At 39.9% G+C, this 21,881-nt stretch carries 20 protein-coding genes; 9 read left to right on the forward strand and 11 right to left on the reverse strand.

The features are described 5' to 3' along the window. Positions 1-19: 19 nt before the first annotated feature. Complete coding sequence (locus HG267_RS08955; protein WP_045872987.1) at positions 20-1,696, reverse strand: response regulator; 1,677 nt, start codon at positions 1,694-1,696, stop codon at positions 20-22. Next, complete coding sequence (locus HG267_RS08960) at positions 1,693-5,124, reverse strand: PAS domain S-box protein (RefSeq protein ID WP_052335334.1); 3,432 nt, start codon at positions 5,122-5,124, stop codon at positions 1,693-1,695. Before HG267_RS08960 ends, HG267_RS08955 begins: the two co-directional genes overlap by 4 nt. 314 nt (positions 5,125-5,438) lie before the next feature. Between HG267_RS08960 and HG267_RS41895 the strand changes: the two genes are divergently transcribed. From HG267_RS41895 to HG267_RS08975, 3 genes are read left to right on the forward strand one after another with little or no spacing between them, the layout of a single operon-like run. After that, positions 5,439-5,849, forward strand: a complete 411-nt coding sequence (locus tag HG267_RS41895; RefSeq protein ID WP_081584098.1) for a hypothetical protein — start codon at positions 5,439-5,441, stop codon at positions 5,847-5,849. Between the two features lie 54 nt (positions 5,850-5,903). Further along, complete coding sequence (locus HG267_RS08970; RefSeq protein WP_263420040.1) at positions 5,904-6,200, forward strand: hypothetical protein; 297 nt, start codon at positions 5,904-5,906, stop codon at positions 6,198-6,200. Between the two features lie 60 nt (positions 6,201-6,260). After that, the gene (locus HG267_RS08975; protein ID WP_045872990.1) at positions 6,261-6,971 is read left to right on the forward strand and encodes a hypothetical protein; all 711 of its coding nucleotides are present in this window, start codon (positions 6,261-6,263) and stop codon (positions 6,969-6,971) included. A gap of 91 nt (positions 6,972-7,062) precedes the next feature. On the opposite strand, the gene HG267_RS08980 is transcribed toward HG267_RS08975, so the two are convergent. After that, positions 7,063-8,088: a GGDEF domain-containing protein gene (locus HG267_RS08980; RefSeq protein ID WP_045872991.1), complete on the reverse strand. Its 1,026-nt coding sequence runs from the start codon at positions 8,086-8,088 to the stop codon at positions 7,063-7,065. 945 nt (positions 8,089-9,033) lie between these two features. Beyond that, positions 9,034-9,234, reverse strand: a complete 201-nt coding sequence (locus tag HG267_RS08985) for a heavy-metal-associated domain-containing protein (protein ID WP_045872992.1) — start codon at positions 9,232-9,234, stop codon at positions 9,034-9,036. 171 nt (positions 9,235-9,405) lie between these two features. Here HG267_RS08985 and HG267_RS08990 point away from each other — a divergent pair, with 171 nt between their 5' ends. From HG267_RS08990 to HG267_RS09000, 3 genes are all read left to right on the forward strand, one after another. Beyond that, positions 9,406-9,624, forward strand: coding sequence for a hypothetical protein (locus HG267_RS08990; RefSeq protein ID WP_045872993.1), 219 nt, complete (start codon positions 9,406-9,408; stop codon positions 9,622-9,624). A 135-nt stretch (positions 9,625-9,759) separates the two neighbouring features. Next, positions 9,760-12,402: an alanine--tRNA ligase gene (gene alaS, locus HG267_RS08995; RefSeq protein WP_045872994.1), complete on the forward strand. Its 2,643-nt coding sequence runs from the start codon at positions 9,760-9,762 to the stop codon at positions 12,400-12,402. Positions 12,403-12,518: 116 nt separating this feature from the next. Beyond that, positions 12,519-13,397: a restriction endonuclease gene (locus HG267_RS09000; RefSeq protein ID WP_045872995.1), complete on the forward strand. Its 879-nt coding sequence runs from the start codon at positions 12,519-12,521 to the stop codon at positions 13,395-13,397. Positions 13,398-13,611: 214 nt separating this feature from the next. Here the strand turns inward: HG267_RS09000 and HG267_RS09005 are convergent, their stop codons facing one another. Continuing rightward, the gene (locus tag HG267_RS09005; protein ID WP_045872996.1) at positions 13,612-13,857 is read right to left on the reverse strand and encodes a DUF433 domain-containing protein; all 246 of its coding nucleotides are present in this window, start codon (positions 13,855-13,857) and stop codon (positions 13,612-13,614) included. A gap of 172 nt (positions 13,858-14,029) precedes the next feature. Between HG267_RS09005 and HG267_RS09010 the strand changes: the two genes are divergently transcribed. Both HG267_RS09010 and HG267_RS09015 read left to right on the forward strand, forming a co-directional pair. Further along, the gene (locus tag HG267_RS09010) at positions 14,030-14,617 is read left to right on the forward strand and encodes a Panacea domain-containing protein (protein WP_045872997.1); all 588 of its coding nucleotides are present in this window, start codon (positions 14,030-14,032) and stop codon (positions 14,615-14,617) included. Next, on the forward strand, positions 14,589-14,966 hold the full coding sequence (locus HG267_RS09015; RefSeq protein ID WP_045872998.1) for a hypothetical protein: 378 nt from the start codon (positions 14,589-14,591) through the stop codon (positions 14,964-14,966). The genes HG267_RS09010 and HG267_RS09015 overlap by 29 nt, the downstream gene beginning before the upstream one ends. A 92-nt stretch (positions 14,967-15,058) precedes the next feature. Here HG267_RS09015 and HG267_RS09020 read toward each other — a convergent pair whose 3' ends face one another. Further along, positions 15,059-15,433: a DUF4870 domain-containing protein gene (locus HG267_RS09020; RefSeq protein ID WP_045872999.1), complete on the reverse strand. Its 375-nt coding sequence runs from the start codon at positions 15,431-15,433 to the stop codon at positions 15,059-15,061. A gap of 831 nt (positions 15,434-16,264) precedes the next feature. Here HG267_RS09020 and HG267_RS09025 point away from each other — a divergent pair. Then, entirely contained in the window at positions 16,265-16,480 is a 216-nt protein-coding gene (locus HG267_RS09025; protein WP_045873000.1) for a DUF2945 domain-containing protein, read from the forward strand. A 211-nt stretch (positions 16,481-16,691) separates the two neighbouring features. On the opposite strand, the gene HG267_RS09030 is transcribed toward HG267_RS09025, so the two are convergent. From HG267_RS09030 to HG267_RS09050, 5 genes are all read right to left on the reverse strand, one after another. After that, complete coding sequence (locus tag HG267_RS09030; RefSeq protein WP_045873001.1) at positions 16,692-17,681, reverse strand: DnaJ C-terminal domain-containing protein; 990 nt, start codon at positions 17,679-17,681, stop codon at positions 16,692-16,694. Positions 17,682-17,802: 121 nt separating this feature from the next. Further along, a complete protein-coding gene (locus HG267_RS09035) occupies positions 17,803-18,312 on the reverse strand; it encodes an AAA family ATPase (RefSeq protein ID WP_045873002.1) in 510 nt (169 codons plus the stop codon). A gap of 147 nt (positions 18,313-18,459) precedes the next feature. Further along, positions 18,460-19,752: a glucose-1-phosphate adenylyltransferase gene (locus tag HG267_RS09040; RefSeq protein WP_045873003.1), complete on the reverse strand. Its 1,293-nt coding sequence runs from the start codon at positions 19,750-19,752 to the stop codon at positions 18,460-18,462. 439 nt (positions 19,753-20,191) lie between these two features. Next, entirely contained in the window at positions 20,192-20,491 is a 300-nt protein-coding gene (locus HG267_RS09045; RefSeq protein WP_045873004.1) for a hypothetical protein, read from the reverse strand. Between the two features lie 809 nt (positions 20,492-21,300). Continuing rightward, positions 21,301-21,678, reverse strand: coding sequence for a ferredoxin (locus tag HG267_RS09050; protein ID WP_045873006.1), 378 nt, complete (start codon positions 21,676-21,678; stop codon positions 21,301-21,303). Positions 21,679-21,881: the final 203 nt, after the last annotated feature.

Genomic DNA, 21,881 nt, shown 5'->3' on the forward strand with positions numbered 1-21,881 from the left:
CTGTTGATTATCTCTTTAATTACTGAGACAGAATAAACGGTAATGATACAGTAAATGTTGTGCAGAGATGATTGCTAGTAACTGTAATGCTGCCTTGCAGATGTTCCACTAGCTTTTTAACTAAAGTTAAACCTAAGCCCGCACCGCTATCTTGTAAAGGATTCCTGATGTTAATCTGGTAATCTGGATCAAAAATAGTTGTTTTTTGTTTGGTTTTATTTTTGGTAATCCGATAGAAAGGTTCAAAGATTAAAGCTTGCTCTTCTTGGTTAATCTCCACACCATAATTGCTAATTTTTATCTGTAGTCTAGGTTCTTGATAACTACCTATTATTTCAGATTCATTCTGCTCATTTGTGTAACTATTTGCTGAGGATATATATTCGACATTGACGGTAATTTTTTCTCGTAAAGGTGTATATTTACAAGCATTATTTAGCAGTTCTGTCAATATCCGAGTTAAAAGATTGAGGTCGGCAAGAAAAGGTGGTAAATCTGCAGCAATATTAATTTCTAAAATTTGTTGTTGTGCTTGCACTAGCTCTTGAAAGCTCTCAATAATTTGCGACAGAAAATTGTGCAGATTAATTTTAGTTAATTGCAACGGATAGACATCTGCATCAATCATCCGCATTTCGAGTAAAGTGTCTATCAAAGTTAACTCTCGCTCACACTGGCTACGCAAAATAGTTAAGTATTTAGCAACAGACTCAGAGGTTGACAGTTCTTCATAATTCAATATTCCCAGTTGATTTAATACATTTTCGAGCTGAGAAATTGCCATTTTAATATTTGACAAAGGCATCCGCATTTCATAAGAAGTAGTTGCCAAAAAATCCTCTTTCAACTGATTGAGTCGTTGCAGTTCTGTTAATTGAATTTCTATTTGTCTAGCTCTTTCAGATGCAATACTACGTTCTTCATTGAGTCTACGTTGTGTGTCATCACGAAAAACCATCACAGCACCTGTGATGGTTCCGCTTCTATCTCTCACAGGCGTAGCACTATCAGCAACAGGAATTTTTGTCCCGTTTTTGGTAACCAGTAAAATGCGATTTTTGAGATAGATAGTTGTTTGTGTTTGTAAAGCTATGGCGATCGGATTTTCTGCGGGACGCTGAGTTTGTTCCTCAATCAATTGCACGACTTCGGTTAACATCTGGTTTTTAGCTTCTTCCAATCGCCAGCCAGTTAAGGTTTCGGCTACTTGATTGAGGTATTGTACTTGCAGTTGAGAATCAGCCACAATTACACCTTCACCCATTCCCCGGAGAACTGTACTTAAAAATTGCTCGCGTTGATAGCGTTCTAGTGCTGTTTGAATCGCAACATAAAGTTCTTGTTCACTAACAGGTTTGAGTATGTATCCAAAAGGTGATGTTAAAGTTGCTCGTTCTACTGTATTTTTATCAGAGAGTCCTGTTAGGTAAATTACTGGAATTTGCAGTTTTCTCCAAATTTCCTCCGCTGCTTGAATACCATCCATTTCTCCCTGCAAGCGGATATCCATTAAAATTAAGTTTGGACGTAGCTCATTTGCTTTTTCAATTGCTTCGGTTGCAGAATCTACAATGTCTACAACTCTGTAGCCCAAACCTTCTAAACTTTCTTGGAGGTTGATAGCAAGAATATACTCATCTTCAACAACCAGTACTTGAATCATATTTGCTGTTTCGACTGCTGATGAGATGCTCATTGCTTTTCTACCTTGCTTCTTGAAAAAATAATTTTAAACTCTGTTCCCTGCTGGTTGTGAATCTGAACTGTTCCCCTCAGCTGCTTGACTAATCCATGCAGAAGGGTCATTCCCATTGTTCTTGCTTTTTTGCTATCAAAATCTGCAGGTAGTCCAACACCATTATCTCGGATAATTAGAACTAAATCGGGTTGAAGCGGAATCTTTGAGCAATATTCATATTTTTGATACAATATTACTTTTATTTCTCCTGAAGGCTGGTCTGGAAAGGCGTACTTTAAAGCATTTGAAACTAGTTCATTAATAATTAATCCGCAGGGAATGGCAGTTTCAATATCTAGATGCACAGGTTCAACTTGAATATTTAATTGGATATTACTAGAACTAAAATTATAAGATTTAAATAAATGAGTTGTTAAATCGAGAATGTACTGAGCAAAATCAATGTCGCTCAGATGATCGGAAGCATATAATTTTTCATGCACTAAAGCAATGGAAGCGATGCGGTTTTGGCTATCATGTAGGATAGAGATTGCTTGAGAATTCTGGATGCGCCTACACTGCATTTGTAACAAACTGCTAATAATTCCTAAGTTGTTTTTCACACGATGATGAATTTCCTTAAGTAACACTTCTTTTTCTTTCAAAGATGCTTTAAGTTTGTCTTCAGCTTGTTTTTGTTCTGTGATGTCTTGTTGCACAGTCACAAAAACAGTTCCATATTCAGGATGCTCAAACACCGATGACGTGCCAGAACTCCAAAAAGGAGTACCATCTTTTTTGACATTACGAACTTCATAAGTGCTTTCCCCATTTTGCCTAATCTTGGTAGTAATAGCTTCATACACTGCTTGAGGATCGGTTTGTGCATCTGCATAATTAACAATCGACACATGCTGACCAATTAATTCCCCAGCTTCATAACCAAACATCTGCTCAAATTTGCGATTAGTATAAACTAAAACACCATCATCGACTCGAACTAAGCAAATTCCTTCAGCCATATTGCGAGTGATGATTGCTTGCAGTTCCAATATCTGTTCAGTATGTTTGCGATCGCTAATATTAAGACTATTGCCAACAATGCGGTATATGCGGGAATTTTCATCTTTTAAAGGAGTGAGACTAGTAATCCACCAAATATCCTTACCTTGAAAAGGTAAGCATTCTTCATAGGTAATAGTTTCCCCAGCTTGGACACAATCCTGATAATGCTGTCGTACAGCCGCAGCTGCAATTGGGGGCAAGATTTCCTCAGGTAGTTTGCCACGTAATTCATCGGCTGTCAGTCCTGTAAGATTCTTATGAATAGGGTTTAAGCCCACATAGCGGAAATCATCATCGACAACATCAACTACAAAAATTGATAATCCTAACCCATAGTAGATACTGCGTAAAAAGGCTTCATTTTCGCGCAGTGCTTGCTCTACTCGTTGGCGTTCGTTGAGCGCTTCTTCTCTGGCGGTAACATCTTGAGCAGTTCCATAAAGGCGAACAACTTTGCCTTCGGCGTTCGATTGTGTATGTCCAATCACCTCTAAATAGCTATGAGAGCCATCAGACTGGGGTACACGCAGAATTAAGTGGTAGGATTTACCAGTAGCGATCGCTTCTTCAATTGCTTGCTGTAATTTTTCTCCATCATCAGATTGCCATAAGCTGAGTATTTCCTGATAGTTGGGTTCTGCGTCGAAATCGCGATTGAACAGGCGGAACAGTTCTTTTGACCAAGTGGCTTTACCTGTAGCTGCATCACATTCCCAGTTACCCAGACGCGCAGTGCGTTGGGATTCTGCCAATAAGGCTTCGCTTTTGCGTAAGGTTTCTTCAGTTTGTTTAATATCAGTAACATCCACCATCAATCCATCCCAAGCGACGCGACCATCATGCAACTTGCGTGGTGTAGAACATAAATCTAACCATTTCAGTTGACCGCTAGGGGTGATAATCCGCAGTTGGATGTCAAATACAGACATATTCTGCATCGACTGCTCAACAGCTTGTTGTAAGCGAAGTACGTCCTCTGCAATTACCTGGCTATACAACAAACTAGAATTTTGTAGCGCCGCCTCTGCACTGATTTCCATGATTCTTTCACATCCTACACTCAGGTAAGAAAAGCGATCGCTACCATCGATTTCGCGGATTACTTGATAAAGTGCTGCATTAGGTAAATTATCTCCAATCCCGCGCAACATCGCTTCTCTGTCCTGCAAAGTCAGTTCTGCTTGTTTGCGCTTGCTAATATCTCGATTAATTTCCAACACAGATATGGGTGTACCATCAGCTTGTTTGAACAACGCCCAGCGACTTTCTACGACAATTTTCTGACCATCCCGCCGAAAATGGACTAATTCGCCTTCCCAATATCCTTCATTAATCAAGCCAGCATTGGCTTCCTCCAAAGGTATAGGAAACTGAGTTGCAAGCAGAGTATAACTATTCTTGTGCATTACTTCTGTTGCTGTCCAGCCATAGATTCGCTCTGCTCCCTGGTTCCAAAATGTAATCTGGTTATCGAGATTGCGAATTATGATAGCATCATGACAAAGTTCTAAGAGTTTGGCTTGCTCTAATAAAGTTTTTTGTGCCAGTTTTTTATCGCTGATATCGCCACTAGCACCTGTGACTATCCAACAGTTGGCTCTAGCATCATAACGCGATGTATAGGTAGCACAAATCCAGCGTAGCGAACCGTCTTTATGATGGAATCTATACTCTACATGGACTGTGCGTTCAGCAAAAATCTCCTCAAATAAAGGTTCGATCACTTTTTCTCGATCCTCTGGATGCACTCGCGACATCCAAAGGTTTTTTTGAGTGAGAATTTCTTGGGGTGTATAGCCAAATAGCGCTTCGCTACCTGGTGATTGATAGTCAAATTGCCATTCACGGTTGGGAAATATCCTGAAACTGACAATTGAAGTAGCGATCGCACTATCAAGAATATCTTGGATGATGGCTTGTGATGCTTGATAACAGTTTTCTTTGTCTGCAATCAATTTGCTCATTTGCTCTGTTTGAGCTACTTTGCGTTCCAAATCTGCTGTTTTGCGATCGAGAGTTTGACTGAGTCTCTCAATCACTTCATCCTTGGTAACCACGCTTAATACTTGCCCGTAATTATCTAATATTGGTAAGTGGCTGATTCCATACTGGTTAAATCTTTGCACCACAGTGGATAAATTTTTTGCCTCTGTTGCGCTCAAGGTAATCACGGGTTGATTCATGAGTTCAGCAACAGTTATATCGGCCAGTGCAGATTGATTACTAGTGGCAGAAAATACGTCTCTAACTGTGAAAATACCAATTAATTTCTCGGCATCTAAAACTAGTGCATAGCTTGTCTGAGACTGATTCATCAATTGAATCACCTCAAGTATTGGCATATTTTTTGTAACTGTCAGCAATGGTTTACGAATATCCATCTGGGTGATTTCTTCTTAAACACAAAAGGCTGAAATCAAGATTGCACATGGCTATGCAATGGTTTCAGTACTTTGATGAAAATACTGGTGATGACCAATATTGTGCCAAAAATATTGCTTCCTCAGAATTTCCTCAGAATTCTTAACTAGTGTTTGTACTAGAGTTTAGTACCCAGTTGGTATTCTACTCCCCAGGTTCTTGTATGAAATGTGGATCGTAACTTCCACTGTTTTATTCGCAAAACAGCAAAGCAATTAAATCCACTAAAACAAGACTGATCAGTTCAATTCTGTTACCAGGGAGATTGAAATTTATGTCAGTTCAATTAGAAATGGACAAAGTCACTAGTAACTTGATAGTTTCTTATCGAAATAGTGGTTTCCATAATCAAAAGCAGACAAGTTTTGCTAAACAGACAGTACCCTGTCCTTTATGTAACCATCCTCATACTCGTAAACACGGTAAGACAAGTAAAGGTAGCCAACGCTATTTCTGCCTCAGTTGTCGGCAAACTTTCAGTGAAACTTTTAATACGTTTTATTACCGTCGGCAAGTGAATCAAGAAGACGTACAAATTGTACTACAGTCCTATGCTGATGGTATTAGTTTAAGAGGGATTAGCCGGATTAGTGGATTAGCTTACAATACTGTAGTCAAGATTGTTCATGCTGCCAACAAAAAAGAGCATACAATTAAGGTAAGTGAAGAAGAATCACAAAATTGATCGCAATTTCCAGACTCTGAACATATGCCGCTATATCTCCCAGGAAAAGTAGTTGTGTTGTTTGGGACTTGTCCTTGTACAATTCGCCTACCTGCTGCACCAAGGCATGAGCAATTAAAGTTATTGCGCGAACGGATTATTGTTCTATCCAATAACTTGGTTGAAGAAGGATTATGGGAGGAACATCTGAGTGAGGCTGAACTGGATGCAGTGATGTCAGATGTTGAAATTGAACCTTTATTGTTTCCCAGTTTTTTGAATGCTTCGTCTTTATGGAGAGTATTAGACGCTGTTGTGCAAAAAATTTATGGAAGTTTAAAAATTAACGTGCTTAATACCTGGAAAAACTGAATATCATTTGCAGATCGGCTCATAATAAAGAAAGATTAAGCTGCATTCATAAAACTTAGTATGAGCCAAACTGCCCTAAATTTAATTGCCATATCTATCTTTTTAATGACTCTATCGGTGCTGTTGGGGCCATTGCTGCATCTTTCGCCTGCAATCCCCGCAGTTGCCACTTTTACTATTTTAGGGATAGCTACCTTCGACAGTTTCAGCTTGCAGGGAAAAGGCGGTACTCTTCTTTTAGATTGGCTGGCTGGTTTTAACAGCGAACACCGCGATCGCATTTTGCATCACGAAGCAGGTCATTTTCTCGTTGCACACCTGCTGGGTATCCCAATTAGCGCTTATACTCTCAGTGCGTGGGAAGCTTGGAAACAGGGACAAGCAGGACAAGGTGGTGTCACTTTTAATGATGCGGAATTAGTATCTCAACTTGAAGCGGGTAAAATTAGCGCACATATCTTAGATCGCTACTGCACTGTTTGGATGGCGGGGATGGCGGCAGAAACCTTGGTTTTCCAAAATGCTCAAGGTGGTGCTGACGATCGCACTAAGCTAGTAGGTGTATTGGCAAATATCGGCTTTGCTGCTGCTAATGCTCAACAGAAACAACGCTTTCATACTCTCCAAGCCAAAACCCTACTAGAAGAAAATTGGTCTAGTTACAAAGCCTTAGTTGATGCTATGGCTCAAAAAGCATCAATAGCAGATTGTCAAATTGCGATTGAGAATGCTCAATTTGGAGTCCATGAGTTACCCAGTGCTGGGAAATAGGGAACACAAACCAGGGACTCAATGGTGGGAATAAATTTATTAAAAAGAAATGTCCAATACCAAATAGCAATAGCAGAATTAAATCTTAATTCTATGAAGAAGCGACTTGTAAATATGGGATACGGCAGAAGTTTTCCCAACTAATGACACGATTACGTCCGCTGCTTTTAGCTTCTAAAAGGCACTGATCGGCACGATGCAATAGGCTCATTCCTTGCGTGTCATCGTCACCTTGGAGTGAAGCAGTACCCAAACTAATGGTGACATTAATACTCAGTTGATTGTTAATCGCAAATGGTTGTTCGCTAACTATACGATTCAGACGACGCGCCACAATTGCGGCTTCTTCGCCAGAGGTATTAGCTAAAAGAATCACGAATTCTTCCCCGCCATAGCGGAAAGCTGTATCTTGGAAGCGTAAATTGTGTTTGACACGAATAGCCAATAATTGCAACAAGCGATCGCCTACTAAATGTCCATAGGTATCATTGACTTTCTTAAAGAAATCTACATCAAAAATAATTAAACTCAAAGAAAGTTGCTGTTCGCGAGCTTTTTGAATTTGTCTTGGCAAATCCCATTCTAAAGCGCGACGGTTATTGAGTTCTGTCAAGGAATCTGCTAAGGCAATTGATGATAATAAATCATTTTTCCGCATCAGATCGCGATACTTTTCTGCCTTGCGTAAGCCAACTGACAATTGAGCTAATATGAGTCGGTGATTAGCAGTTATTTCTGCTAAATTATTGATTGATTTTTCTGCATTCACTTGCCAAATATAAGCATCAGCTCCCTGTTTTAAAGCAGAGGAAGTCATTTCTAAATCCCATTCCCAGCCATAGTTAGCTCTTTCAATGATGTACTGAGAACGGTCTTCAAAGAGAATGCAGTATATCCAAGATAGCTTGACTTGGTCTTTCAACCAGGTACATAGTTCTATACTGCCATCAATACTAGCCTGCACAATTATGATGTCTGGTGGTGTGCTTTTAATATATGAAACTGCCCGATCAAAATTGTCAATAACTTCTACGTTAAAAGCTGTGGCATAACGGATCTGATCTGGAAGTGTGTTTAGAAATTTATGGCACCCAAAGACCAGAATGGAAATATTCATTGCTTTGCTTTTTACCCTATTTAAAATTTCAAAAGGATGATTTGGTAAAACTTGCTGTGTTTACTTAAATAATACTGAGTATATCAGTGTTTTCGGTTAGGGAGGTTTACCCTATATTTGTTTGTTTTACTACCTAATTTAATTTTTTCTGATAACTTTAATCTCCTTTTAAGAATTTACCTCAACTCTACTTACAACAAAAGGTCGGATGAAAATACTTTCAGCTTTTACCTAATAATTTTCAAACAGTATAATTACTGAATATTACTGGGGAGAACAAAATTGGTTATGTATTTTCCATGTATTAAACATTGGTAGCCAAATATGTAATTTAATGATTGATAAAAACCAGCATATTCTCAAGATAAAAACTTACTGATGCACAAAATTTAAAAAAAGATAAAAATTTTTATTCCTTAGTGAAAACCGATATATCTACTAACTTGATAAAATCTTATATCCATTAAAATACTGAATCATCATTTCCTGATCATAAAGCCTTGATATTGCTGCATTATTGGATAACACAAAGTAAGTCATAGTCTTTCTATGTTCAAAGTATTGATATTGAGTATACAGTTAATCAGTTACTTCTTCATACAATATTTGCAAAGGCTATCAGTAATTCTACACAAATAACCAAATAAACCGTGACTATACCCAAATTTATCACGACTTAGGTAACAAGTATATATATCATATGCTAAAGGGATAAACGGCTAAGAGTCAAGGGTTAATGGTCAAGAGTCAAGGGTTAATGGTCATTTTTGCAACTTTTAACCAGTCCAAAATCTTGCAAGAAAATATTTTACCTAGGTAGTTATTAGTTATCTGTCCTTAAATAGCAGATTGTCCGCCTCGGTGGGAGACGGACAATCACAGCAACAAATTATTTGAGTGTCAAAATTTATGAGATGTAAATTTCTCTGAAGGCTAATCTTAGGATTAATAACCTTCAATTTGATAACCAGCAGCAACAATAATCTGTTTGATGGATTCCTCGGAAGCGGCAGATTCTACAGTAACAGTTTTGTCGTTAACATCTACATCTACCTTGGCATCAGGTTCCATGACATGAATTGATTTACTGATTTTAGCTGCACAGTCTTCACAAGCTATATTCGGTACTTTCAGTTTTAATGCCATTAATCTAACCTCAAAAAAAATCTTAATATCTTCTTAAGGTTTAATATTATCGTCTCTGTAAAAATTGCTCATCCTACTAGAGTTAGGTGATTTTGCGGGTAGACAATTTTAGTACATAGCGGCTTCTACAATTCAGGTTCTTAGATTGAAAATGGGCATTGGGCATTAGGCATGGGAAAAACAGATTTTTATGCTATTTCAGGAAAATTTGCCTGTGATTGGCTGACTCCAAGATTCCTGAAAATGGAAAAATATATAAGCATAAAGAGATATATGCAAATAATCCAGATACGCCACAATATAGATTTTTCTCCCCAATCTGCAAAAGCAATGGGATATTTTTTATTGGGAGTTCCTAAGTCGTGTAATATTCCACCCGAAAGTTCTTGAGAATAGTGCTAGATATGAGAAAGTGGCAAACTTTTAGCACAGATGTCCTGGATTGCGGCATACTTTGTCTGTAAAAGCGAAGCAAGATCCTCTGTCTACCTTCCCAGTTTATTGATACTCACCTTGTAAAAATCCATGTCTTCCAATCCCCAAAACCTCAGCGGTAACGAAATTCGCCAAAAATTCCTTAACTTCTTTGCTCAACGGGGACACCAGATTCTCCCAAGTGCTTCCCTTGTGCCTGAAGACCCAACTGTGCTGCTGACGATCGCGGGGATGCTACCATTTAAACCAATATTCTTGGGACAACGTACGCCGGATTTTAACCGCGCCACTACTTCCCAGAAATGCATCCGCACCAACGATATCGAAAACGTCGGCCGCACTAAACGCCATCACACGTTTTTTGAGATGCTGGGTAACTTCAGCTTTGGAGATTATTTTAAAGCACAAGCGATCGCTTGGGGATGGGAAATCTCCACGCAAGTTTTTGGCTTTTCCCCCAATAACCTAGTTGTCAGCGTCTTTGAAGAAGACGACGAAGCCTATGCAATTTGGCGCGATCAAATCGGTGTAACACCAGCTAGAATCAAGCGCATGGGTGCAGATGATAACTTTTGGGTATCTGGCCCCACTGGCCCCTGTGGCCCCTGTTCTGAGATATACTACGACTTCCACCCAGAACGCGGCGATGACACCATTGATTTAGAAGACGATTCCCGGTTTATCGAATTTTATAACCTCGTCTTCATGCAATATAACCGGGATGCCGAAGGGAATTTAACACCACTGCAAAATAAAAACATTGATACGGGTATGGGTTTGGAACGCATGGCCCAAATCCTGCAAAAAGTCCCTAATAACTACGAAACTGATTTAATTTTCCCGATTATTCAAACAGCAGCCCAAATTGCGGGGATTGATTACCATAGCAGCGACGAGAAAACCAAAGTCTCCTTAAAAGTAATTGGTGATCATGTGCGTGCTGTTGTCCACATGATTGCTGATGAAATCCGCGCCTCCAACGTGGGACGGGGTTATGTATTACGGAGACTGATTCGCCGGTTAGTGCGTCATGGGCGATTAATCGGGATTTCTGGAGAATTTACTACCCAAGTTGCCGAAAGTGCGATCGCACTTTCCGAATCAGCTTACCCCAATGTGCGACAACGAGAAGCAGCAATTAAAGCCGAACTGCAACGGGAAGAAGCCAATTTTTTGCGGACTCTGGATAGAGGGGAAAAACTGCTGGAAGAAATTATTCAACAGGTGAAACAGCAAGGTAAAACCCAAATTAGTGGTGAAAGTGCTTTTACTCTGTACGACACCTACGGCTTTCCCTTAGAACTGACGCAAGAAGTTGCCGAAGAAAACAACCTCACCGTTGATGAAGCTGGGTTCAATGCCGAAATGCAAAAACAGGTGGAACGTGCCAAAGCTGCCCATGAAACCATCGATTTAACGGTGCAAGGTTCCCTGGATAAACTCGCAGAACATATCCACGCCACCGAGTTTTTAGGCTATACCCAACCTACAGCCACTGCCAAAGTCGAAGCGCTGTTAGTGGGTGGTGTAGCTCAAGAAGCAGCAGAAGCCGGCACAGAAATACAACTGGTGTTGGATCAGACCCCATTCTATGCCGAATCTGGGGGACAAATAGGCGATCGCGGTTATATCTCCGGTGATGGTGTGGTGATTCGAGTTGATGACGTGAAAAAAGAATCGGATTTCTTTATCCACTTCGGGCGCATCGAACGCGGTACAATCCGAGTAGGAGATGCTGTAACTGCTCAAATTGACCGTGCTTGTCGTCGTCGTCTGCAAGCTAACCACACTGCAACTCACCTGTTACAAGCAGCGTTAAAGAAAATTGTTGATGAAGGTATTTCCCAAGCAGGTTCTTTGGTTTCCTTCGACAGATTGCGCTTTGACTTCAACTGTCCCCGCGCTTTAACAGCAGAAGAAGTCCAGCAAGTTGAAGAACAAGTAAATACTTGGATTGCCGAGGCACACAGTGCAAAGATAGAAATATTACCTTTAGCAGAAGCCAAAGCTAGAGGCGCTGTTGCCATGTTTGGCGAAAAATATGGTGATGAAGTCCGGGTGATTGACTTTACAGGCGTATCAATGGAACTGTGCGGCGGCACCCATGTCAGTAATACTGCGGAGATAGGCGTTTTCAAGATTATTTCCGAAGCTGGTGTGGCTTCTGGGGTGCGACGCATTGAAGCGGTTTCTGGCCCGGCAATACTAGATTATCTGAATATACGGGATAAAGTCGTCAAAGATTTAAGCGATCGCTTTAAAGTCAAACCCGAAGAACTACCAGAGAGAATCACAACTCTGCAAAACGAACTGCGAACCAGCCAAAAACAACTGGATGTCTTGAAAGGACAATTAGCGATCGCCAAATCTGATAGCTTGCTACAAACATCTCAATCTGTAGGCGATTATCAAATCATCGTCGCCCAACTAGATGATGTCGATCCAGAATCCTTGAAGACCGCAGCCGAACGCTTATTACAAAAAATCGGTAACGGTGCGGTGGTGTTGGGTTCAGTTCCCGAAGCTGGGAAAGTGAGTATAGTTGCAGCCTTTAGTGCAGAGGTGAACAAGAAAGGTTTGCAAGCTGGTAAATTTGTCGGTGCTGTTGCCAAAATTTGCGGCGGTGGCGGTGGTGGAAGACCAAATTTAGCTCAAGCTGGCGGACGTGATGCGAGTAAGTTACCAGAGGCTTTAACACAAGCGCTGAGTGATTTGAAAGCTGGGTTGAGTTAATTGCTGATACATAAGGTATTTTATTTACCTTTGATAGCCTTAATAATTTATAGGTTAAGGTGGGTTAGGTTTTTGCTTAACCCACCTTTGATCTATTTTTAATAGTAAAACTTATAATGAACGGGCCTAAATTTGTTCGATTCTTTTCACCAGTAATAGAAGCACTTCAAGAATTAGGCGGTTCTGGTCGTCCTTCTGAGGTGAGGGATTTCATTGCAAAAAGATTAAACATATCTGAACAAGAAAGAACAGAATTGCTTGAGGGTGGCGCGCCCCGATTTGATAATCAAGTTGCATGGGCTAGATTTTATCTTGTGAAATTTGGTTTAATGGATTCTTCTAAACGTGGTGTTTGGAGTCTTAACGATAACGGTAGAGCAATTGAGTCTCTATCATTCGATGATGCGTTACTTATTTTTAAAAAGGTTCATGCTGAATTTCAGACTGATAGAGATTCTTCAGGAGAATTAGCACAAGAAGATAAGGAAGTAGAGGAAAGCATTGCTCCACATGAAATAACTATTAATGATGACTCATCATATCGTAAGAAACTTCTTGAAATTCTTCTTTCATTACCTCCATCAGGCTTTGAACGTCTATGTCAACGCCTTTTAAGAGAATCTGGTTTTGAGCAAGTTATAGTAACAGGACGTTCTGGAGATGGAGGTATTGATGGACATGGAATTTTGCAAATAAATCCATTTGTCAGTTTTAAAGTACTTTTTCAATGCAAGAGATATGCTGGTTCTGTCTCATCTTCGCAAGTGAGAGATTTTCGAGGAGCGATGATGGGTAGGGCTGATAAAGGAATAATTATAACAACAGGTACTTTTACACCAGATGCTCAAAAGGAAGCTTTACGAGATGGTGTACCGCCTCTTGAACTAGTTCATGGAGATAAACTGCTTGATATGTTTGAAAATTTAGAACTTGGCTTATTGCCTCGAAAAACCTTTGATGTAGATATTCAATTTTTTAAAGAATTCCAATCTTAAATAATATCAACACATCATAACTAAGCTTATGTAATCATTAACCTCAATATGACAGAAAATTTTCATTAGTATAAAACTTTTTCAGATTATCCTTCGTCAGTTATTATACCAAATCCGGCTTCTTTACCCCTTTATCTTCTTACTCCTCTTCTCTTTGCGTTCTTTGTGTCTTCTCTGCGAGACGCTTCGCGAATGCGGTTCGATAAAAAAGGAGTTATTTAAGCGGATTTGATATTACTTGGTCAATTTCTTGTGGATGTTCTTTATAATACAACCAAGCTGCGGCTAAATTTTCAGTTGTTAACGTCGGATAATTTCTTAATAATTCTTCCTCAGAAGCACCTTGCTGACGAAAAGAAACTAGAGTCCAAACAGCAATGCGAGTATTGCGGATGCGTGCATTACCTCCGCAAATTCCTGGAGTTTTCTGAATAAAATATTTTTGAATATTTGGCGACATGGACTAGTAAATAAAAGCTTTATATGTTTTATTTTAAATTCACATCCAGTTTTGTGATGCTTGCAAAGTGCGATCGCTATCAAAATAGTATTTTTGTACTAAATTAATTGAACTTCAGTTATAATAATATATAAAAGTTCCCATAAAAACTTGCTAATTGCAGATATGAGTTATGCTTGATTGTCTCAATATAGCTCGCTACTTTATTGTTAAAGCTTATGAGGATGGTATAGAAGCTGAAATGACCAATATGAAGGTACAAAAGCTACTATATTATTCACAAAGCTTGCATTTGGCACTGTATGATGAGCCATTATTTGATGAAGAGATTCAGGCTTGGCGATATGGCCCAGTTTGTCCACCTGCATACAGATTTTATAGTGAATTTGAAGCTAATCAGTTACCTGTTCCTAGTAAGGATTTTTTGTTACAGATTGCTGAGGAACAGAAGAAGCTTTTAGAAGAGATTTGGGAACATTTTGGAGGCTACCATGCATATCGATTGAGTGATATGACTCATGGTGAGTTTCCTTGGAAAAAGGCTCGCAAGGGTTTAGCACCTCAAGCCAGTTCAACTGAGCCTATTCGCTTAGACGATATGAAAGCTTTGGGTTATCAGAAGCTTGACATTATCGAGAGAGAAAACCCTGCTTATGAATCGGTAATGTCTCAAACTTTAGAGGAAGCTATTAATTCAGAACCCTCAACTCGTGTTTCTAAAGGAGAAGTGCGTGACTGGCTCAAATCCCTTCTCGATTGAGGAATCTGATAATTTTAGGCGTTCTTTTAAAAAACTGGCGAAAGCTCTAGGAAGCGATTTTGTGGAGATGTTAGGGGAAGTTTTAGAAGGTTTAATTGATGATCCATATCCAATAAATTCTCGCAATGAACCCTTACCTGCAAAAATTCAGTTACCTGAAGGATGGACATTTCACAAACTAGAGTTAAAAGCTGGTAAAGGTGCTTCTGGACAAGTTAGATTGATGTACTTGGTGAATACGATTGATTATGTAATCAAGCTAGTATGGATTTATAATCATGAGCAGTTTGCAAAACGTCCTGCGGAAAAAGACCTGAAGAGCATTATTAAAGAAATATTAGAGTTTTAATTTTAATAAAACTGCGATCGCATCCTGATAAAAAAAGGGATGAAAGTATCATCCCTTGGGCAAACATCCTCTTTTATCTGTAGTTTGTAAGATTAAAAAACTCTAAAAATAAACGGATAGCGGAACGGTTCATCTGGGTTTGTGAGACAGTGAAATAGCGCCCAGATTGTTAATCCCCAGTGGATTGCAAAACCCAAAGCTACAACCGGGAAGAATAAAATTCCGCCAAGGCCAAAAGTCAGGAAAGATAGAACCGCAATAGGTACTCCAATTACAGTAGCCCAAAACCAAACATTAAAGTGAAAATTAATCGACTCTTTGGCGTTGCTTTTGACAACTGGGTCATCAGAAATAATATTAATTACGATGGGAATACCAATAGAAAACAATGTTGTACTAAAGAAAATCGCCCCATGACATAGAGAGGATAGCAATTTACGCTTATCAGGGTCGTATGTAACTTGCATCCTGGTGGCTCCTCCACTTGCTTTATAGTTTTTATTGTAATCGTCGCTTCAGCAGTTTAGTATTGCAGTTTACCGTACTCCGGCTATTTTGCGGCTTTCCCTTGAGATAGATTAATTTTGACTCATACTCATCAATATCAGTTATGAGGTTTACCGTACTCCCAAAAAGAAAAAATTGGGATTGTTATCCCATAACTGGAGAATTTGAGCAATACTAAGAGGTTATTTATGAAGTAATACAGTTCAGTTAAGCTCATTAGCGATTGATTGTCACTTATTAAAGAAGCCAGATCAATTGGGGGATTCTCCCCCAAACCCCCGATTGGGTGACGGTTGCGTCCTCCAAACCCCCTCCAAAATCAATACTACTCGGTTAACCTTTTCCCCAAAACCAATTTTGGGGAAAAGGTTAAAGGTTAAGGGTTAAAGGTTTTTGCTTTCCCTTTTCCCCTTCCTCTTTTTCCCCTTAACTGACAAGTATTGTCTCCAAAATTATTGTTCTGTTTTTTTGTTGAGTAACTAGTTTTTTTGTTTTGTTATCAATTAATTTTCTGAACTGTATTTATTTATAAAGTAAAAATAAAAGTAGGTGAAATGGCACTTATATAGAGTTGGTACTTGTGAAAGCTCTACAGGCTGATGCAGTTTTCCGTGGTCATTATTACCGAAAAATTGAGTTTCAAAAGGTAAAGCGTTGAAGTGAAAATGACCATGACTATTTATCTTTAAATGCAGCGCCCTACTTAGCTTTGTTTTATGTCTATCGAGTGATTAATTTTTTGTACAAGTTCAACATAATGAGCAGGTATAAAACAGCAGTGAGAATAACCCATGACTGAAGAGTTTAAGAAAGGCGATAAGGTGAAGTGGAATACAGCGCAAGGTGAAACCACTGGTGAAGTGCAAGAAAAGATTACTTCGCCTACTGATATTAAAGGGCATCATGTAGCCGCTTCTCCCGACAATCCAGAATATTTGGTAGAAAGCGACAAAACAGGGAAAAAAGCCGGGCATAAGCCTAATGCATTGGAGAATGTTGAGGAATAACTCCAGAAATCATCTTGAAACCCTGGTAATTTTGCAACTACTTGCAAAATAATGATTTGGGGCAAATCTAATACCACACTGCATCAGTCAAGCAACCATTCTCAATCGCTCAAAGGCTAACGATACAAACTTATTTATTTCATTTGATTGACAACCTAATTATGTTAAAGCCTGCATCAGCAGGCTTTGTTTGTTTACAACTGCAGCAAAGTTATAGCTTGACTTGCTGCAAATGACTGCGGGGGTTGTAGGTGCGTATAGCTCGGATTTTTTCATAATACTCGCGCTCTTGTTGGCTCATATCTTTTGGTGGGACAATCGCCACCTTCACCAACTGATCGCCACGTCCACCCTTGGCTAGGGGCCAACCTTTACCACGCAAACGCAGGGATTGGCCAGAACGTACTCCCGCAGGTAGTTTTACATTCACTGAACCATCGGGTGTGGGAACATCAATAGAAGCTCCTAAGGTAGCTTCATCTGGTGTAATGGGAACTTCACAGATGAGGTTATCGCCTTCAAATTGGAAGAAGGAATGAGGCTGAAGTTCCACTTTTAAGTACAAATCACCCCTTTGTTGAGTCATGGGATTGATTTGACCTTTACCACGCACACGCAAACGCGTACCAGCTTTCGCACCCGCAGGTATACGTACATCTATAGTTTCATTACCTAAGCTAAAGCGCTTTTGAATCCCAGCAAATGCTTCCGCAAAAGTCAGTGTAATTGTGGCTTCGCTATCTTGGCTAGTCCCTGCGCCCATATCTTGGAAGCCAAAATCGTTAAAACCGCCAAAACCGCCTGGTCTTCTGGAAGAAGTGCTAGTGCTATAAGAATAGTTTTGACGGTTACTGCGAGGGCCAGCACCACCAAATAACTCATTGAGGAAGTCATTAAAACTACCGTATTGGCTGAAGTCAAAACCGCCCATATCCACACCAGCACCAGAGGGGAAGCCTTGACCAGCTTGTTTCCAGTATTGACCAAATTGGTCATATTTTTTGCGCTTGTCTGGGTCTGACAAAACTTCGTAGGCTTCGTTCACTTCTTTAAAACTTGCCTCTGCCTGTTTATTGCCTGGGTTAACATCAGGGTGAAACTTGCGGGCTAATTTCCGAAAAGCTTGTTTAATTTCCTCTGGACTGGCAGTCTTACTTACTCCCAAAATTGCGTAATAGTCTTTGAAGTCGGTTGCAGCCATCTACCAGCCTCCTGTAGAAATTTCTGTTATGTTCTATTTCTAAGATGTTAGATATGTTATTTGCCAGGTATAATGCCCAGCAAATAGATTCTGATTTTAAATTAACAAACATCATCAAAAATCAAGTGGGGTTCTCGCTCGTAGGATGAGTGCGATTCCCGTACTCCCGCAATCCTGATAAGCGAATTAGGCTATCGAGTCCATCTTCTACGGTTGGGGGTGCGTCCCGTAATTGACGATGCATTTTGAAAATGACTTCTTCAGGAACCTGGCGATCGCGCTTTTGATTTCGTGCTAAACACAGCCATACTGGAGTATCTGCCCATAACCCAGTAATGTGGCTAAAGCCGAACTCACGCGCTAGGGCAATCACTTCACGGCGATGGCGACGCTGGGCATTAGTAGCATCGTAAATCACTGTTTTCCCTTGGGTTTGAGCCTGGTGTAATAGCCGCCGAATTTCTCGCAAAATCAGCAGCCAATGCCCTTGAATCGCTTCATTCCCAAACAACTGCCCCCGAATGCCATCTGTAGAAATCAGCTGTGTTTGGGGGCATTCTGCGAGCAATCGTTTTACCCAAGTTGACTTACCGCTACCCGGAAGACCAATCAACAACAAGAGTTTTGTCATTAGTCATTAGTCATTTGTCGAAAACAAATAATTACCAACAACAGTACACCTGTGGGGAGGAAATTTACTGCTACAGTTTGTATGTCATTAGTCCTTAATCAATAAATCTTGACTAATGACCAATGACCAATGACCAATGACTAATCACTAAATGATTGTCCCATCGGGAATTACGGCATTTTTCAACACGACGACAATGCCGCTGCGGATATAGAAGCCTTGGCTTTCACGATCTGCTTCTTGGACGTTGTCTTTATTGATAATTTTCACATCACAACCGATGCGAGCGTTTTTATCAATAATTGCCCGGCGGATGATGCTATCTGCACAAATTCCTACAGAAATTTCTTCTGGGACTGTATTGCATTGGCGGCGTTCTATCGCAGATTGGTAATAATCGGCACCCATAATCAGGGATTCTTCGATGACAGTACCAGATTCAACGCGCGATCGCACTCCTAAAACTGAATGTTGAATGCGACAATTTTTCAGAATACAACCTTCACCAATCAAGGATTGGGTAATCTGGCAATCTAACAGCTTAGTGGGAGGCAAGTAACGAGCGCGGGTATAAATTGGCGCTTCTTCATCGTAGAAACTAAAGGGCGGTTGGGGTAGTTGTGTCAGAGCTAAATTGGCATTATAAAAGGCTTCGATGGTTCCGATATCTTCCCAGTAATCATCAAATAAGTAAGCTTGAACGTTGTAATCTTTAGCAGCATCAGGAATAATTTCTTTGCCAAAATCTGTACTTTCTAAAGATTCTTTCAACAATTTGATCAAAACATCTTTTTTAAAGACATAAATTCCCATCGAGGCGATGTAGGGTTGGCGTTGGGCTTCTTCTGGGCTTAATCCCAGGATGGTAGTATCAACGCGCATTTTAGCTAAAGCTTCGCCCTTGGGTTTTTCGCTAAAGTCAACCACTCTACCGGATTGATCGATTTTCATTAAGCCGAAATCCGAAGCGCGGCGATCGTCGATAGGTATAACTGAGAGAGTAATATCGGCACCCGTTTCTCTATGGCGTTCGACAAATTCACGGTAATCCATGCGGTACAAGTGATCGCCAGAAAGAATTAGATATTCTTCTGCATCCCATTCTTCCAACAACCAGATGTACTGACGCACAGCATCAGCCGTACCTTGGAACCAGTTGGGGTTTTCTGGGGTTTGCTGTGCTGCTAATACTTCCACAAAGCCTTCACTGAAGCCACTAAAATTGTAAGCACGAGCAATGTGGCGATTCAGAGAAGCTGAGTTGAATTGTGTCAGGACGTAGATTTTAAATATTTCGGAATTTATGCAGTTGCTGACAGGGATATCGATTAAGCGGTACTTTCCTGCCACTGGTACGGCTGGTTTAGCACGTAGTTTCGTTAACGGGTAAAGGCGAGTACCTGCACCACCACCGAGAATGATTGCTATAACTTTTTTCACAAAATGTCTCCCGACTGCCTTTCAACTCTCACCTTAAGTTTAGGACTGTCTGCCACCATAGGTAAGGGGGGATCAAAGATTATAGTTAGTGAATTTTACAGAATGCTGCCGGTGATATATGTCGCTACCAATAAATAGCACATCAAAAGCTATGTATTGATTAACACCTGGGAAAAAGATGCGATCGCCAATCAAGTTTGACAACTCGGCAATCTCTCTATATTAACAACTTAGCTTTTTTTAACAAAACCCACTTTCTCAGGCAGTAAGCCTTACTATGCTCAAGGTTTTACAAAGAACAAAGTAGCTACTTATAGTTTTCAGAAAAATTGTCAAATTCTGTTCACAATATTTTTGCTTAGTCTTTGCCAACTCTTAATATGCAGTGTTTAACTGTATAGAAACATAGCTAATAAGAGTGCGATCGCTAAATAGTAAATTAAACACCCAATTTACGGAAATTTAACCTGGTGTTAACTAAATGCAATTTCTGCGATAACTTGAGATATTGTACCCAAGGTTGTGCAGATAGCTGGTCAATTGCATTGGCGGAAAGGGTGGCTGTAAAAGTATCTTTTTCTGGAGTTACGTCAGCCACATTAAGATTTTCTAAGACAGCAGTTGCGTCAGCATCTAAAATAGGTTCGGTATGGATAAATACTGTCAAACTTGGTGTTTCTGGGTCTGATACATCATTAAGGGCTGTGGCTAGGGCAGCGTCTAGCTTCTGATAATTCATAAGCAAATCCTTGGTAATTCAGACAGGAAATTTTAATTTCACCCATCCTATTACCAACCTACCAAATTTATCGGTTTTCATTACCTACCCTTATACAGACGTAATATACTCTTGCCTACGTCTAATTACAGATTTTAATTGTCAGGGCTATTGCTGGCGTTCATCGGCTGCTTTCAACCCCTGCTCAAATTCGTCAGCTTCATAGATTTCTCAACTCACACCGCTACTAATAAACCTTTCTTCTGGATCGTTACTGTGACCCAATTCTCACTCATCAATTAGTTCTTTAAGGCTACTAACCATTGTCATCTTTCCTGTAGATTTTTGAGTCAAGGTCATACCAATTCAAATAATGTTTGCGACACATCAAGATATGCTAGAGGGCACGGCGTGCCGTGCCTCTACAATCTGTTGCATTCTTTTTTCAAATTGGTATTACTCAACAAAAAAACCGAACAATAATTTTGGAGGGGGTTTGGGGGATTCTCCCCCAATTCTTCTGGCTTCTTTAATAAGTGATACCAAATCAAAAAATGTTCGTGACGCATCAATATATTCCAGAGGGCACGCCGTGCCCCTACAATCTGTCGCATTCTTTTTTCAAATTAGTATCAGTTCTGCATTTATTTCATTTTGATCGCAATCATTTAAATATTGAAATTCTCAATAGTTAATATACCTATTGATACTTGTTATTTTAATTCTTTATTATGCACTTTTTTCTATCAATATACTTCAAGCGCCCAGACTTTGTGAGCCTGAGCGCTTGAATATTAGGTTGCAGATTCAACTTCTGCGAGTTATTGAAATTAAGCAGGCATCATTTGCATCATTCTGCAAGATTCTGCACACTTGCGGCAAGCAGCAGCACATTCCATCATTTTAGGATTGTCGCTCATTTGTTCGCAAGCCATTGCACAGCGATCGCACATTTCTGCACATAACATACAAGTGCGTCCCATAAATTCGGAACCGCCCATCATCATGTTCATGCACATCATGCACATTTCAGCGCAGTCGCGCATCATGCCCATCATGCTCATCATGTTCATGTCCATTTGCTTACCGCCTTTGAACATAGACATACAATGAGTCATGGCTTCCATGCACATTTTATGACATTCCATACAAGCATCCATGCAAGTTTGCATTTCGGTTGTCATGGATTCAGCCATCATCATCATCATAGGAAATACCTCCTAACTTTTTGATGCATTGTGAGTAGTCCTACTAAGGACTACCTATCACATTAGACTCATATTTTTGAGGAGTCAATAGGGTTTTTACGGGCTGATTTATAAGTTTACTATCCCGATGTGATTACCGTTAATTTGATTTAATTTCCCCTAAGTTACTGATATTTATATGGGTGAGTTGCTGATAATTATTG

Origin of the sequence: Tolypothrix sp. PCC 7601, from assembly GCF_025677855.1 — a bacterium.
Lineage (GTDB): Bacteria > Cyanobacteriota > Cyanobacteriia > Cyanobacteriales > Nostocaceae > Aulosira > Aulosira diplosiphon.